12 protein-coding genes are annotated in these 13,868 nt (G+C 64.8%); 6 read left to right on the top strand and 6 right to left on the bottom strand.

Annotated elements, in window-relative coordinates; translation table 11 throughout:
* Window positions 1–7 precede the first annotated feature (7 nt).
* A complete protein-coding gene (locus tag AC731_RS14765) occupies window positions 8–775 on the bottom strand; it encodes a methyltransferase domain-containing protein (RefSeq protein WP_237266541.1) in 768 nt (255 codons plus the stop codon).
* Between the two features lie 322 nt (window positions 776–1,097).
* On the opposite strand from AC731_RS14765, the gene AC731_RS14760 reads away from it, so the two are divergent.
* Window positions 1,098–2,480 (top strand): NAD(P)/FAD-dependent oxidoreductase, encoded by a 1,383-nt coding sequence (locus AC731_RS14760; RefSeq protein WP_082794341.1) that lies wholly within the window; start codon window positions 1,098–1,100, stop codon window positions 2,478–2,480.
* Window positions 2,481–2,570: 90 nt separating this feature from the next.
* Here AC731_RS14760 and mnmE read toward each other — a convergent pair whose 3' ends face one another.
* From mnmE to rpmH, 5 genes are read right to left on the bottom strand one after another with little or no spacing between them, the layout of a single operon-like run.
* Complete coding sequence (gene mnmE / locus AC731_RS14755) at window positions 2,571–3,929, bottom strand: tRNA uridine-5-carboxymethylaminomethyl(34) synthesis GTPase MnmE (RefSeq protein WP_048707183.1); 1,359 nt, start codon at window positions 3,927–3,929, stop codon at window positions 2,571–2,573.
* The gene (gene yidC / locus AC731_RS14750) at window positions 3,901–5,565 is read right to left on the bottom strand and encodes a membrane protein insertase YidC (RefSeq protein ID WP_048707181.1); all 1,665 of its coding nucleotides are present in this window, start codon (window positions 5,563–5,565) and stop codon (window positions 3,901–3,903) included. The genes mnmE and yidC overlap by 29 nt, the downstream gene beginning before the upstream one ends.
* A gap of 20 nt (window positions 5,566–5,585) precedes the next feature.
* The gene (gene yidD / locus AC731_RS14745; protein ID WP_048707180.1) at window positions 5,586–5,795 is read right to left on the bottom strand and encodes a membrane protein insertion efficiency factor YidD; all 210 of its coding nucleotides are present in this window, start codon (window positions 5,793–5,795) and stop codon (window positions 5,586–5,588) included.
* Entirely contained in the window at window positions 5,792–6,154 is a 363-nt protein-coding gene (rnpA, locus tag AC731_RS14740; protein WP_082794340.1) for a ribonuclease P protein component, read from the bottom strand. Before rnpA ends, yidD begins: the two co-directional genes overlap by 4 nt.
* A 1-nt stretch (window position 6,155) precedes the next feature.
* On the bottom strand, window positions 6,156–6,290 hold the full coding sequence (gene rpmH / locus AC731_RS19650) for a 50S ribosomal protein L34 (RefSeq protein ID WP_002926183.1): 135 nt from the start codon (window positions 6,288–6,290) through the stop codon (window positions 6,156–6,158).
* A gap of 279 nt (window positions 6,291–6,569) precedes the next feature.
* Here rpmH and dnaA point away from each other — a divergent pair, with 279 nt between their 5' ends.
* The 5 genes from dnaA to AC731_RS14715 all read left to right on the top strand — a co-directional run bounded on the left by dnaA (window position 6,570) and on the right by AC731_RS14715 (window position 13,848).
* Window positions 6,570–8,036, top strand: a complete 1,467-nt coding sequence (dnaA, locus tag AC731_RS14735; protein WP_038011343.1) for a chromosomal replication initiator protein DnaA — start codon at window positions 6,570–6,572, stop codon at window positions 8,034–8,036.
* Window positions 8,037–8,079: 43 nt separating this feature from the next.
* A complete protein-coding gene (gene dnaN / locus AC731_RS14730; protein ID WP_048707178.1) occupies window positions 8,080–9,189 on the top strand; it encodes a DNA polymerase III subunit beta in 1,110 nt (369 codons plus the stop codon).
* Window positions 9,190–9,239: 50 nt separating this feature from the next.
* Window positions 9,240–11,735, top strand: a complete 2,496-nt coding sequence (gyrB, locus tag AC731_RS14725) for a DNA topoisomerase (ATP-hydrolyzing) subunit B (RefSeq protein WP_048710182.1) — start codon at window positions 9,240–9,242, stop codon at window positions 11,733–11,735.
* Window positions 11,736–12,184: 449 nt separating this feature from the next.
* On the top strand, window positions 12,185–13,015 hold the full coding sequence (locus AC731_RS14720) for an ABC transporter ATP-binding protein (RefSeq protein ID WP_048707176.1): 831 nt from the start codon (window positions 12,185–12,187) through the stop codon (window positions 13,013–13,015).
* Window positions 13,015–13,848: an ABC transporter permease gene (locus tag AC731_RS14715; protein ID WP_048707174.1), complete on the top strand. Its 834-nt coding sequence runs from the start codon at window positions 13,015–13,017 to the stop codon at window positions 13,846–13,848. Before AC731_RS14720 ends, AC731_RS14715 begins: the two co-directional genes overlap by 1 nt.
* Window positions 13,849–13,868: the final 20 nt, after the last annotated feature.

Here is a 13,868-nt window from a genome sequence, read left to right as displayed (position 1 = left end):
TGAAACATCAGCGCACCCCCGCGCCGATCATGAAGAGACGCTTGAACGGAAAGAGCACGTCGCCCTCCGCTCGAACCGGATAGGCGCGCAACAGCTCGACGCCAAGTTCTGCCAGAAACTCCGCGCGCTGCCCCTCATCCAGGCGCGCGAGATACGGCACCAGTGTCGTACCCTGCAACCATTCGAGAACCGCGTTCTCGCCCTGCAGTCGCTGCCAGTAAATCGTCTCCCACAACTCAACGCTGTGAAACAGTGACGACATCAGCGTCCAGTAGCGCTCCGCAGTCATCACCGACCCCATACGCGCGCCGGCAAGGCACGACGACCATTTCGCCCCGTCAGCAAGTGCGCGAATGCTGCGATGCGACGGCGCATCGAAGTTGGCCGGCATCTGAACCGCAAGCGCCCCGGCTGGAGCCAGATTTGCCGCGAGGCGCGCAAACAAGCCCTCGTGGTCGTCCAGCCAATGGAGCGCCGCATTGGAGAAGATCACATCAGCCGGCACATCCGTCCGCCAGTGCGCGATATCCGCATCGACCCACATCAGGCGCGGATACGCCGCAGCCGCACGCGCCAACATCTCGGCGGACGAATCCACACCGATGATCTCGGCATCTGGCCATCGCTCGGCCAACACGGTCGTGACGGTCCCCGGACCACACCCCAGGTCGACCACACGCCTGGGACTGTCGTGCCTGACCCGCATGAGCAGGTCCAGCGCAGGGCGCAAGCGCAGACTGCCATACTTCAGGTAGCGCTCGGGCTCCCAACTCACTTTCGACTCCATCGAGATAGATTACAGCCACTGTCCGCCGGGAGCCCGCACGCTGCGCAAACGCGAGCCCACCCGTTGCGCCCCGGCATTGTGCCAGCCGGCCTACCCAACGTCACGCCTCGTCGCGAGCGCTCACTTACGGCATCATCCGTTCCGCACTGAGCCGGCGCGATGCCAGCCCGGGCCGGACCCACCATGCCGATCCTTACATCGGCGGTCCGTCGTGCCGCCTCCGGCGGACACTTGCCTGCAGGCGTACGCGCCTGCCTATTAAGCCCCGGCGGCATCCCGCACCGGGGCGGCTGACGAAACGGGAGCCATCATGACCCAACAAACCTCGCACCCGCGCCGGCGATTTCTCGCCGCCGCCGGCGGTATCGCGGCCGCAGCCGCGGCCGCAGCCCCCACGCTCGCCATGGGCGCCTCGCCATCGCCCGACACCGCGCGCGCCCTGCCCTTCCTGATCGGACGATCGACCGACACCCTGGCCCCACGCGGCAAGAACCCGCGCGTCGTCATCTGCGGCGGCGGCTGGGGTGGCGTCACTGCGGCCAAGTATCTCCGCCAGTACGCCCCTCATCTTGAGGTGGTGCTGCTCGAACGCAACCCGGTCTTCTTCTCCTGCCCGATGAGCAACAAGTGGCTGGTCGATGCCGTAGACACCCAGTTCCTCACCCACGATTATCTCGCCGTCGCCGAGAAGTACGGCTACCGCTTCATCCAGACCGAGATCCTGGAGATCGAGCGCGATCGCAAGGCCGTCGTCACCGCTGCGGGCAGCATCGCCTACGACTACCTCATTATCGCGCCGGGCATCCGCTACAACTACGAAGCCTGGTTCGCCAACGATCGGCGCATGGCCGAAGCGACACGTGCTCGCTTTCCCGCCGCCTACATTCCCAATGCAGAGCACTTCCATCTGAAGAACGCACTGCACGCCTTCAAGGGCGGCGACCTGGTCATGACCCTGCCGCCCCCTCCGCAGCGCTGCCCGCCCAGCCCCTACGAACGCGCCTGCCTCATCGCCTCGATGTTCAAGCAGAAGAAGATCCCGGGGCGCATCATCATCCTCGATCATAAGGACGGCGTGCGTCCCATCGGTCCGGGCTTCCGCGCAGCGTTCGAAGAGCTCTATAAGGACATCATCACCTACGTGCCGAATGCGCGCATCGAAGAAGTCGACCCGTTCAAGAAGGAGATCAGGACCGAGGCCGGCGACTTCCGCTTCGACCACGCCATCCTGATGGCTCCGCACCAGGCCGGCGATCTGGCCTGGAAAGCGGGTGTCGTGCCACAGCCCGGCGCCGGGCGTCCCGGCGGCTGGGCCGACGTCGATCCACTCTTCCTGCACGACCGCAACGACAAGGATGTCTATGTCATCGGCGACGCAGTCGGTTTCGTGTCGCCGCAATTCGCCTTCTACCCGAAGGCCGGGCACGTCGCCAACCGTCATGCACGCATCGTCGCACGCTACATCGCCGAGCGCGAAGCCGGGCGCGAACCGAGCTACATCCTACCGGACAACCTCTGCTACATGATGGTGAACACCAACCCGCAGGAAGGCATCTCGGTCCAGTTCGACTACAGGGTAAACGACCAGGGCATCATCGAGCAGACCCAGATGGACTTCAACGAACGCTCGCCGGCCACGATTCCGGAAGACTTCAACTGGGCGCGGCTGATCTACGAGGACATGTTCTCGTAAGCCCCGACGGCCGCAGCAAGCGCCAAAGACAAAGCCCGCACGCAGCGGGCTTTGTCTCATGTGTCAGACACCGGACGCGGGTGTGCCGCCTCACTTGCCGATGCAGAACCGCGAGAAGATGACCCCCAGCAGGTCGTCCGCCGTAAACTCGCCGGTGATCTCGCCCAGACTCTCCTGCGCCAGCCGCAGCTCCTCGGCAAAGAGTTCGAGCGCCGCCGACTGGGTCGCAGCCGCATCCACGTGCGCCAACGCCACGCGCAAGGCGTGAAGGTGCCGCTCGCGGGCGAGGATGACATCCTCGCCATGCGCGTGCCAGCCGGCGATGCGCAGCAGTTCGGCGCGCACCAGGTCCATGCCGGCGCCGCTCCTTGCCGACACCTGCAGGCGAACCTGTCCGCCCTCCTCGGAACGGCCCGGCACGAGGCCGCACAGGTCGATCTTGTTGGCGACGGTGATGCGCTCGGCCGCTTGCGGCAGGCGGGCATCAATCGCCTCGAGCGCGGCATCCGTGGCCACCACGCTTGCATCGACCAGCCTCAGGATCACGTCGGCACGCTCGATCTCGCGCCACGTCCGCTCGATGCCGATGCGCTCCACCGTATCGGCGGTCTCGCGCAGGCCGGCGGTGTCGATGATGTGCAGCGGGATGCCCTCGATCTGAATCGTCTCGCGCAGCGCGTCGCGCGTCGTGCCGGCAATGTCGGTGACGATCGCGCGGTCTTCGCCGGCGAGCTGATTCAACAGGCTGGACTTGCCGACGTTGGGTTCGCCGACGAGCACCACGTTCAGGCCGCTGCGCAGCAGCGCGCCCTGACGCGCGCGATCGAGCACGCCTACGAGGTGTTCACGGATCTCGTCGAGCCGCGGCATCGCCCGCGCGCGCTCGAGGAACTCGATCTCTTCCTCCGGAAAGTCCAGCGTCGCCTCGACCAGCATGCGCAGGTCGATCAGCGCATCGACGATGCGCCTGATCTCATCGGAGAATCGGCCCGACAGGGAGCGGACCGCTGAACGCGCCGCTGCCGCGGTCGAGGCCTCGATGAGATCGGCCACGCTCTCGGCCTGAGCCAGGTCCAGCTTGCCATTCAGGAAGGCGCGGCGGGTGAACTCGCCCGGCTCGGCCAGGCGGGCGCCCAGTTCCAGGCAGCGCTCGAGCAGCATCTGCATGACCACCGGGCCGCCATGGCCCTGCAGTTCGAGCACATCTTCGCCCGTGAAGGAAGCTGGGGAGGGAAAGTACAGCAGGATGCCTTCGTCGATCGCGACGCCCGCGGCGTCGCGGAAGGCGGTGAACACGGCCCGCCGTGGCTGCGGCTCGCGGCCGCAGAGCGCCGTCGCGAAGTCACGCAGGCGGGCACCCGAGACGCGGACGACACCGATGCCGCCGCGGCCCGGTGCCGTCGCGATGGCCGCGATCGTGTCAGGCGGCCTTGCTGCCGGGTTTTGCACTTTCGATCATCCGCGTGATCTGCCACTGCTGGGCGATCGACAGCACGTTGTTGACCACCCAGTACAGCACCAGGCCGGACGGGAACCACAGGAACATGAAGGTGAAGATGATCGGCATCGCCATCATGACCTTCGCCTGGATCGGATCCGGCGGCGTCGGGTTCAGCTTCATCTGGATCAGCATCGACACGCCCATGATGACCGGCAGGATGAAGTACGGATCCTTGGCCGACAGATCCTGGATCCAGCCCAGCCAGGGCGCATGGCGCATCTCGACGCTGCCCAGCAACACCCAGTACAGCGCGATGAACACCGGGATCTGCACCAGGATCGGCAGGCAGCCGCCGAGCGGATTGATCTTCTCGGTGCGGTAGAGATTCATCATCTCCTGCTGCATCTTGGCCTTGTCGTTGCCGTACAGCTCCTTCATGCGCTGCAGGCGCGGACCGAGCACGCGCATCTTGGCCATCGACTTGTAGCTCGCGGCCGACAACGGGAAGAAGATCGCCTTGAGTGCCACGGTGACCAGGATGATCGCCCAGCCCCAGTTGCCGGTCAGGCTGTGAAGCCAGGACAGCACCCAGAACAGCGGCGCGGCGATGACCGTGAGCCAGCCGTAGTCCACCACCAGATCGAGGCCCGGGGCGATGCCTTCGAGCTTGTCCTGCTCCTGCGGCCCCGCGTACAGGCGGGTACCGACGGTCGCCTCGGTGCCCGGCGCGATCGCTGCAACCGGCATGATCAGGCCAGCGGAGAACAGATTGTTGCCCAGCGCGCGGGCGAAATACTCACGCTGCACGCCCTGCTCCGGCAGCCATGCACTGACGAAGTAGTGCTGCACCATCGCCACCCAGCCGTCGCTGGCGGTCTTCACGAACTTGGCGTCGCCATCGGTGATGTCGTCGAACTGCACCTTCTGGAACTTGCCGGCATCGGTGAAGACGGCCGGGCCGGTGAAGGTCGTGACGCCGAAGGCCTCGACCTGCTCGGCCGGATTGCCGTCGCGGGTGAGCTGGAAATAGGCGTGCGGCGCGATCGGCTGGTCACTGCCGTTGCGGATCTCGTACGCGACGTCGATCAGATAGCTGCCGCGCTTGAACGTCATCACCTTGGTGACCTGCATGCCGTTCTGCTCGGGCGCCTGCAGGCGCAGGACCACGCTGTCCTCACCATCCTTCAGCGACAACGCACTGCCCGGCAATGCGAACACCGTCTTGTGCGTCGGCAGCCCTTCGCCGATCAGGCCCGACTGGGCCGCGTACTGGTGACGGGTGGTGCCATCGTCGAGCAGCACGAAGTCGGCCTCGGTTTCGCCGCTGGCCTTGTGCTGCTTGAGCGCCAGGCGAACGATGTCACCGCCCTGAGCGGAGACTTCGGCGCGCAGCAGGTCGGTCTCGACCACCACGCGCGGCGCGGCGGCCGTGGCCACCTGCTCGCCCGGCACGGCGCTCTGCCCCGCGCCCAGACTGGCCGACGGGGTCGGCACCGAACCATCGGCGTTGGCGGTCGCGGCGACGCCAGCCGCTGCGGTCGCCTGCGGCGCCGGCTGCGGGTTGTTGTGCTTGATCCAGCCTTCCCACAGCATCACCAGCGAGAAGGAGAAAATCAGGAAGAGGATGAGGCGGCGTTGATCCATCGGATTCGTTCTATCTCAGGTCAGGGAACGGGATCATACCCGCCCGGATTGAAAGGGTGACAACGCCCCACCCGCTTGGCCGCGAGCCAGCCGCCGCGCAAGGCGCCATGGCGCTGCACCGCTTCGATCGCGTACTCGGAACAGGTCGGGTGAAAACGGCAATTGCGCCCCAGCATGGGACTGATCGCGTAGCGGTAAAAACGCAGCAGGGCGATCAAGACGGTTTTCATTGCCGGGGCAGCCTTTGGAACAGAGCAAGCAGATCCTGGTTCAGCTCGGCACGTGTCGCCGTGGCGACCGACGCATGCAGACGGACAACCATGTCGACCGCGGGCAGCGATTCGCGGTTGCGCCGAAAGCATTCGCGCGCGATGCGCTTGACCAGGTTGCGCGTGTTGGCGCGCTTGGCGAGCTTCTTCGCGACCACCGCGCCGAGTCGGGCCGTATCGAGACCGTTGGGGCGGTAGTGGAGCATGTAGAAGCGGCCACGCAGGGCCCGCCGAAAAGCAAAAACGGATGAATACTCATCCGTTTTGTGCAATTTGTGAGCGCTGCGGAAACTCTGGTCAGCGCTCGTGAGCGGCGTCACCTCAGACGGCGAGGCGATGACGGCCCTTGGCACGACGTGCGCGGATGACCGCACGGCCGCCACGGGTCTTCATGCGAACCAGAAAGCCGTGGGTGCGCTTGCGACGGACAACGGAGGGCTGATAAGTGCGTTTCATGATCGGCTGCCAGTGTTAGGTCAAACGCGAGAGTTAAATGGATAATCCCATGTTTGTCAATAACAATTTTTGGGACGCCCTGTGGATAAGTCCCCCCTGCGGGGTTAGAATGTCGGCTTCCTGAGCCTCGCCGTCAAGGCAGACGTCGCCAAGCCGACGTCGAGAGGCCGCCCATGCAGGCTCCTCAGACAACACACACCACAAGCCGGTTCGCCGTACACCGCAGCGTGTCCGGCGCACCGCTTGACTATATTGCCGCACATTTATTCCGAAACCGCCGTGACCGAAGAACTCTGGCCTTTCTGCCTGTCGCGCCTTGAGCAGGAGCTGCCTCAGCAGCAATACAACACCTGGATCAAGACCCTGCGGGCCGAAGCCGGCGAAGACGGCACGTTCCGGCTGATCGCCCCCAATCGCTTCGTCCTGCAGTGGGTCCGCGAGCGCTACCTCAGCCGCATCCACGAGCTGAGCGAGACGTTTACCGGTGGTCCGCTGCAAATCGAACTGCAGCTGCCGCCCGTCAGTACCGCACGCACCAGCCGCCCCGCCACGGCCACCGCAACGACCGCGCCTGCACGCACCACCCCGAGTGCGCACGATGCTGCCGAGCAGCCGGCTGCCGCGGATACCGCCGCGCCATCGCGTGCCCCGCGCGCGCCGGCCGTCATCGCCAGCCGCGAGCCCGAGCCCGCCGCGGCCTCGTCCGGCCTCGAACTGGCCTACGAGAAGACCCGCCTCAACCCGGACTTCACCTTCGACACCCTGGTCACCGGCCGCGCCAACGACCTCGCCCGCGCTGCCGCGATGCAGGTGGCCCAGAACCCGGGCACCTCGTACAACCCGCTGTTCGTCTACGGCGGCGTCGGCCTGGGCAAGACCCACCTGGTGCACGCCATCGGCAATGCGGTGTTCAGGCACAACCCGCGCGCGGTGGTGCGCTACGTGCACGTCGAGGACTACTACGCCGACGTGGTGCGCGCCTATCAGCAGAAGAGCTTCGACGCGTTCAAGCGCTACTACCGCTCGCTCGACATGCTGATCATCGACGACATCCAGTTCTTCAACAACAAGAACCGGACGCAGGAGGAGTTCTTCCATGCCTTCAACGCGCTCACCGAGGCGCGCAAGCAGATCGTCATCACCTGCGACACCTACCCCAAGGACATCCAGGGCCTGGAAGACCGCCTCATCTCGCGCTTCGACTGGGGTCTGACGGTTCAGATCGAACCCCCCGAGCTGGAGATGCGCGTCGCCATCCTCAAGAAGAAGGCCGAAGCGCTGCGTGTCAGCGTCGACGACGACGTCGCCTTCCTGATCGCCAAGAACCTGCGCTCGAACGTGCGCGAACTCGAAGGCGCGCTCAACAAGGTCGTCGCCTACGCCCGCTTCCACGGCCGCCAGATCTCGCTGGAAGTCGCCAAGGAGGCGCTCAAGGACCTGCTGCACGCGCACAACCGCCAGCTGTCGATCGAGCACATCCAGAAGACCGTGGCCGACTACTACAAGATCAAGGTCGCGGACATGCATTCCAAGAAGCGCACGCGCGTCATCGCGCGTCCGCGCCAGGTGGCGATGTGGCTGGCCAAGGAGCTCACGCCGATGTCGCTGCCGGCCATCGGCGAGGCCTTCGGCGGCCGCGACCATACCACTGTCCTGCACGCCTGCCGTACCATCACCGAGCTGCGCCTCGGCGACCACCAGCTCAACCACGACGTCCACGTGCTCACCCAGGTCCTGCGGGGCTGAGCCAGACCCACCCTTCGATCAACCCAACGCCTGATCTGACGCCATGCTCCTGCTCACCACCACCCGCGATGCGCTCCTGGCCCCGCTGCAGTCGGTTGCCGGCATCGTCGAAAAGCGCCACACGCTACCGATCCTGTCCAACGTGCTGATCGAGAAGCGCGGCGACCAGCTCACGATGCTCGCCACCGACATCGAGATCCAGATCCGCACCACCACGGGCGGCCACATCGGCGGCGAAGACGTGTCGATCACCGTCGGCGCGCGCAAGCTGCAGGACATCCTGCGCGCGCTGCCCGACAGCGACGACATCAGCCTCACGCTCGACGACAAGCGCCTCACCGTCAAGGCCGGCCGCAGCCGCTTCCAGCTGCAGACCCTGCCCGCCGCCGACTACCCGCGCCTGTCGCCGCCCGACGAGGCCGCCGCCCGCATCACGGTCAGCCAGCGCACCTTCAAGCGTCAGCTCGCCCAGGTGTCGTACTCGATGGCGCAGCAGGACATCCGCTACTACCTCAACGGCCTGCTGATCATCGCCGACGGCAGCGAGCTGCGCATGGTCGCCACCGACGGCCACCGCCTGGCCTATGCCGCGTCAGACCTCGAAGCCCCGGTGACCCCGCGCACCGAAGCCATCCTGCCGCGCAAGACCGTGCTCGAACTCGCCCGCCAGCTCGCCGACAACGACGACCCGCTGGAGATCGTGCTCGCCGGCAACCAGGCGGTGTTCCGCTTCGGTCCGATCGAGCTCGTCACCAAGCTCATCGACGGCAAGTTCCCCGACTACGAGCGCGTGATTCCGCAGGCCCATCCCAAGCTGGTCAACTTCGCCCGCCAGCCGCTGCTGGCCGCGCTGCAGCGCGCCGCGATCCTGACCAACGAGAAGTTCCGCGGCGTGCGCATGGTGCTCGAGGACGGCGTGCTCAAGATCGTGTCGACCAACGCCGAGCAGGAAGAAGCGCAGGACGAGCTCGAGATCGACTACCAGGGCGACAAGCTCGACATCGGCTTCAACGTCACCTACCTGCTCGACGTGCTCAACAACCTCTCCTCGGAGACGGTCGACTGGCGCTTCAACGACGGCAACTCCAGCGCGCTGATCACGCTGCCGGGCAACGACAAGTTCAAGTACGTCGTGATGCCGATGCGGATCTGAGTCGAAGCCCCGCCGCAACACCCCGTTCTTTACGAATCACCGAGATGACCATGTCCGAACCGCAAAACACGCCGGCCCCGCAAGGTGGCAACGACTACGACGAATCCAGCATCCAGCAGCTCGAAGGGCTGGAGGCCGTGCGCAAGCGCCCCGGCATGTACATCGGCGACACCTCCGACGGCACCGGCCTGCACCACATGGTGTTCGAGGTCGTCGACAACTCGATCGACGAGGCCCTGGCCGGCCACTGCGACGACATCGTCATCACCATCCACGCCGACAACTCGATCTCGGTCACCGACAACGGCCGCGGCATTCCGGTCGGCGTGAAGATGGACGACAAGCACGAGCCCAAGCGCTCGGCGGCCGAGATCGTCATGTGCGTGCTGCACGCCGGCGGCAAGTTCAACCAGAACAGCTACAAGGTGTCCGGCGGCCTGCACGGTGTGGGCGTGTCCTGCGTCAATGCGCTGTCGAAGTGGATGCACGTCACCGTCGCCCGCGACGGCAAGCGCCACCTGCTGGAGTTCGAGCGCGGCAAGCCGCAGAACCGCGTCATCGAGGTCGTCGACGGCGTCGAGGTGAGCCCGCCGCGCGTCATCGGCGAAACCACCAAGCGCGGCACCAAGGTCCATTACCTCGCCGACGAGGAAATCTTCGGCACGGTCGAGTACCACTACGACATCCTCGCCAAGCGCCTGCGCGAACTCTCCTTCCTCAACAATGGCGTCAAGATCCGCCTGGTTGACCAGCGCACCGGCAAGGAAGAGGACTTCGCCTTCGCCGGCGGCGTGAAGGGCTTCGTCGAGTACATCAACCGCGCCAAGACGGTGCTTCACCCCAACGTGTTCTACGCCCAAGGCAGTACCCGCATTCCCACCGGGCAGGGGCACGACGCGGAGCTGACGGTCGAAGTCGCGATGCAGTGGAACGACAGCTACCAGGAACAGGTGCTGTGCTACACCAACAACATCCCGCAGGCCGACGGCGGCACCCACCTCACCGGCCTGCGTGCGGCGATGACGCGCGTCATCAACAAGTACATCGAAGAAAACGAGATCGCCAAGAAGGCCAAGGTCGACATCACCGGTGACGACATGCGCGAAGGCCTCGCCTGCGTGCTGTCGGTCAAGATGCCCGACCCCAAGTTCGCCAGCCAGACCAAGATGAAGCTGGTCTCGTCGGAAGCCCGCCCGGCGGTGGAAGAAGTCGTCGCCAACAAGCTCGGCGACTTCCTGCTCGAGAACCCGATCGACGCCAAGACCATCTGCAACAAGATCGTCGAGGCCGCGCGCGCCCGCGACGCGGCGCGCAAGGCACGCGAGATGACGCGCCGCAAGGGCGTGCTCGACGGTGTCGGCCTGCCCGGCAAGCTCGCCGACTGCCAGGAAAAGGACCCCGCGCTGTGCGAGCTCTACCTGGTCGAGGGCGACTCCGCAGGCGGCTCGGCCAAGCAGGGTCGCGACCGCAAGTTCCAGGCGATCCTGCCCCTGAAGGGCAAGATCCTCAACGTCGAGAAGGCGCGCTTCGACAAGCTGCTGCAGAGCCAGGAAATCGCCACCCTGATCACCGCGCTGGGCACCAGCATCGGCAAGGACGACTACAAGCCCGAGAAGCTGCGCTACCACCGCATCATCCTGATGACCGACGCCGACGTCGACGGTGCGCACATCCGTACCCTGCTGCTCACCTTCTTCTACCGCCAGATGCCCGAACTGGTCGAACGCGGCCACATCTACATCGCGCAGCCCCCGCTGTACAAGATCAAGCACGGCAAGACCGAGATCTACATCAAGGACGACCACGAGCTCAACGGCCACCTGCTCAAGCTCGCGCTCGACGGCGCCAGCCTGACGCCGCGCGAAGGCGCCGCCCCCATCACCGACGAGGCGCTCGGCGGCCTCGCCCGCAGCTACCTGCTGGCCGAAGCCGTCGTCAGGCGCCTGGCCAGCTACATCGACCCCGAAGTGCTGCAGGTCATGCTGGCCCACGACCTCCAGGTCAGCCTCGACGACGAAGCGGCCGCCCGCGCCTCCGCCGAGCGCATCCAGCCGCACCTGCCCGACGGCCTGCAGATCTACGCCGAGTACCACGACGAATCCGAAGGCTGGCGCCTCACCATCGAGCGCCTGCACCACGGCAACCGCAAGTTCGGCTGGGTCGAACAGGACTTCCTCGTGTCCGGCGACTACCGCAGCATCCGCAACGCCGCAGAAGCCATCAGCGGTCTCATCGGTCCGGGCGCCGAGATCCGTCGCGGAGAGAAGCGCCAGTCCGTCACCCGTTTTGCCGACGCCATCACCTGGCTGCTCGCCGAAGTCGAACGCGGCCTCAGCAAGCAGCGCTACAAGGGCCTCGGCGAGATGAACCCCGAGCAGTTGTGGGAAACCACCATGGACCCGGCCGTGCGCCGCCTGCTGCGCGTACAGATCGACGACGCAATCGCCGCCGACGAGATATTCACCACGCTGATGGGGGATAACGTCGAGCCGCGCAGGGCGTTCATCGAGAGCAATGCGCTGTATGCGCAGAACATTGATGTGTGATGTTGTTGTAGCGAGAGACATAAATTGGCAAATTGCTAGGTAAAAACTGGCAGACGACCAGCAAGGGGCGGGCGAATCCGGCAGGGTTCCCCGCCCTTTTCTCATTCTCGCCCCTTGCGGATAGCGCTGTTCGGAGACGGCTCCACGCAAGCAAGCCCTTCAGCGTCGTAGTGGCTGCGCGCATTGAAATGGGGCGCGTTCATGTGCACCTGCACCAATATGCGACCAGGCCAGCGGTCAACTTCGCCCGCAGCCCCGCCTGAAGGGCGAAAGAAATCCACCTAAAAGACTGATTAATCGCACTTTTCATACGCAGAAAAGCAACTGGCACGTCTCTCGCTTAGATGTGCATGCATTCTTGAATACAAGATGGCATGCAAAGCAAGCAGCACTGGCGGAAGTAATCCTTCCCGCTGGTATCGATAGACAGATGACTGTTGGAGCGTCGTATGAGTGCATTGATTGCAGATCCGCCACGAGTGGATCGACCTGTGGGCGGCGAGCTCGCCGTCTCTCTCCAAGGGGTGAAGAAACACTTCCAGGACGCAGATGGCGGGCTCATCGAGGTCATTCGGGACATCACCCTCGGAATCCGCAAGAAAGAGTTCATCAGCATCGTCGGGCCGAGCGGATGCGGCAAGACCACGATGTTCAACATCATTGCCGGGCTCCTCGAGCCAAGTGGCGGGCACATCACCCTGCACGGCAAGCAGGACGCCAAGCGCCCCGCCCGGATCGGCTACATGCTGCAGACCGATCTGCTCTTTCCATGGCGCACGATCATCGACAACGTCAGCCTGGGGCTCGAGATTGCAGGCAAGCGCAAGGAAGAGCGGTATGAGCTCGCCCATCGCTATCTCAAGCGTTACGGCTTGGGAGACTTCGCAGAGGCTTACCCGAGCAAGCTCTCCGGGGGCATGCGGCAGCGGGTCGCGCTCATCCGCACCCTGATCACCGATCCCGACGTGATCCTGCTCGATGAGCCCTTTTCCGCGCTCGACTACCAGACACGTCTCGTGCTCGAAGAAGAGATCGTTTCGATCCTGCGCGAATTCGGCAAGACCGTGGTGCTGATCACGCATGACATCGGTGAGGCCATCTCGATGTCCGACCGGATCGCCGTCATGAGCAAGCGCCCGACGACCGTCAAGAAGATCTACGACGTCGGTCTGGCCCGCAAGCACGGGTCGTGTCTCAAGGCGCGCAGCGACGCCGAATACCACGAGTTCTTCGATCAGATCTGGTCCGACCTCGACATCCAGATGGGAGCGGCACACTAATGGCTATCGCACAGGCAACCGTCCCCGGCAGGGGAACCAAGGGGCGCAAGGCGCTCACCTTCAACCAGCTCAAGAACACGCCGTTCATCACGGACAATCTCTGGCGAGGCGCGATCATCGCCACGGTCCTTGCTCTCTGGCAGTTGGCGGTCAACATCGGCTGGGTGAATCCCTTCCTGATGGGGTCCCCCGAGGGGATCGCCAAGGAAGCCCTCAGGCTGATCGAAAGCGGCCAGTTGCTGGACGACACCCTGACCACCGTCTATGCAACGGTCGTCGGCTTCCTGCTCGGAAGCGTACTCGGCTCGATCTCGGGATTGGCGCTGTGGTACTCGAGCAAGGTCGCGCGGGTCATCGATCCCTTCATGGTCGCGCTCAACGGCCTTCCGAAGATCGCTCTCGCCCCGATGATCATCATCTGGTTCGGCTCGGGAATGCTGTCGAAAGTCGCGCTGGCCTTCGTGGCGACCTTCGTGGTGGCCCTCCTGTCGGCCTACCAGGGTACGCACCAGATCGACGACAACCTCGTGAATCTGATGCGTTCGCTCAAAGCGACGCGACGCCAGATCTTCGCCAAGCTTGTCATCCCCGCAACCCTGCCGTGGATCATCTCCGCACTGCGCCTGAACATCGGCTTCGCGCTGATCGCGGAGATCGGCGGCGAGTTCATCGCCTCGGACAAGGGCCTCGGCCGAATGATCTTCGTGGCCGGCAACCTCTTCAATCTCAATGCCGTGTGGGTGGGCGTGATCGTCCTGATGCTCGTCGCCACCACCCTCTACGTGATCGTCTCGCGCATCGAAAAAAACATCCTCTCGTGGTCCGGCAAGTAATCCCTCCCCGTCATCGTCAG

Origin of the sequence: Thauera humireducens, from assembly GCF_001051995.2 — a bacterium.
Classification (GTDB): Bacteria; Pseudomonadota; Gammaproteobacteria; order Burkholderiales; family Rhodocyclaceae; genus Thauera; species Thauera humireducens.
Note: the sequence above shows the minus strand (reverse complement) of the source record. Positions and strands in the feature narration are given on the sequence as shown.

Excerpts from the sequence above, each read along its gene's own strand:
- AC731_RS14760 (WP_082794341.1), top strand. The coding sequence starts at position 1,098 with ATGACCCAACAAACCTCGCACCCGCGCCGGCGATTTCTCGCCGCCGCC.
- yidC (WP_048707181.1), bottom strand. The coding sequence starts at position 5,565 with ATGGATCAACGCCGCCTCATCCTCTTCCTGATTTTCTCCTTCTCGCTG.
- yidD (WP_048707180.1), bottom strand. The coding sequence starts at position 5,795 with ATGAAAACCGTCTTGATCGCCCTGCTGCGTTTTTACCGCTACGCGATC.
- rpmH (WP_002926183.1), bottom strand. The coding sequence starts at position 6,290 with ATGAAACGCACTTATCAGCCCTCCGTTGTCCGTCGCAAGCGCACCCAC.
- dnaN (WP_048707178.1), top strand. The coding sequence starts at position 8,080 with ATGCTCCTGCTCACCACCACCCGCGATGCGCTCCTGGCCCCGCTGCAG.
- gyrB (WP_048710182.1), top strand. The coding sequence starts at position 9,240 with ATGTCCGAACCGCAAAACACGCCGGCCCCGCAAGGTGGCAACGACTAC.
- AC731_RS14720 (WP_048707176.1), top strand. The coding sequence starts at position 12,185 with ATGAGTGCATTGATTGCAGATCCGCCACGAGTGGATCGACCTGTGGGC.
- AC731_RS14715 (WP_048707174.1), top strand. The coding sequence starts at position 13,015 with ATGGCTATCGCACAGGCAACCGTCCCCGGCAGGGGAACCAAGGGGCGC.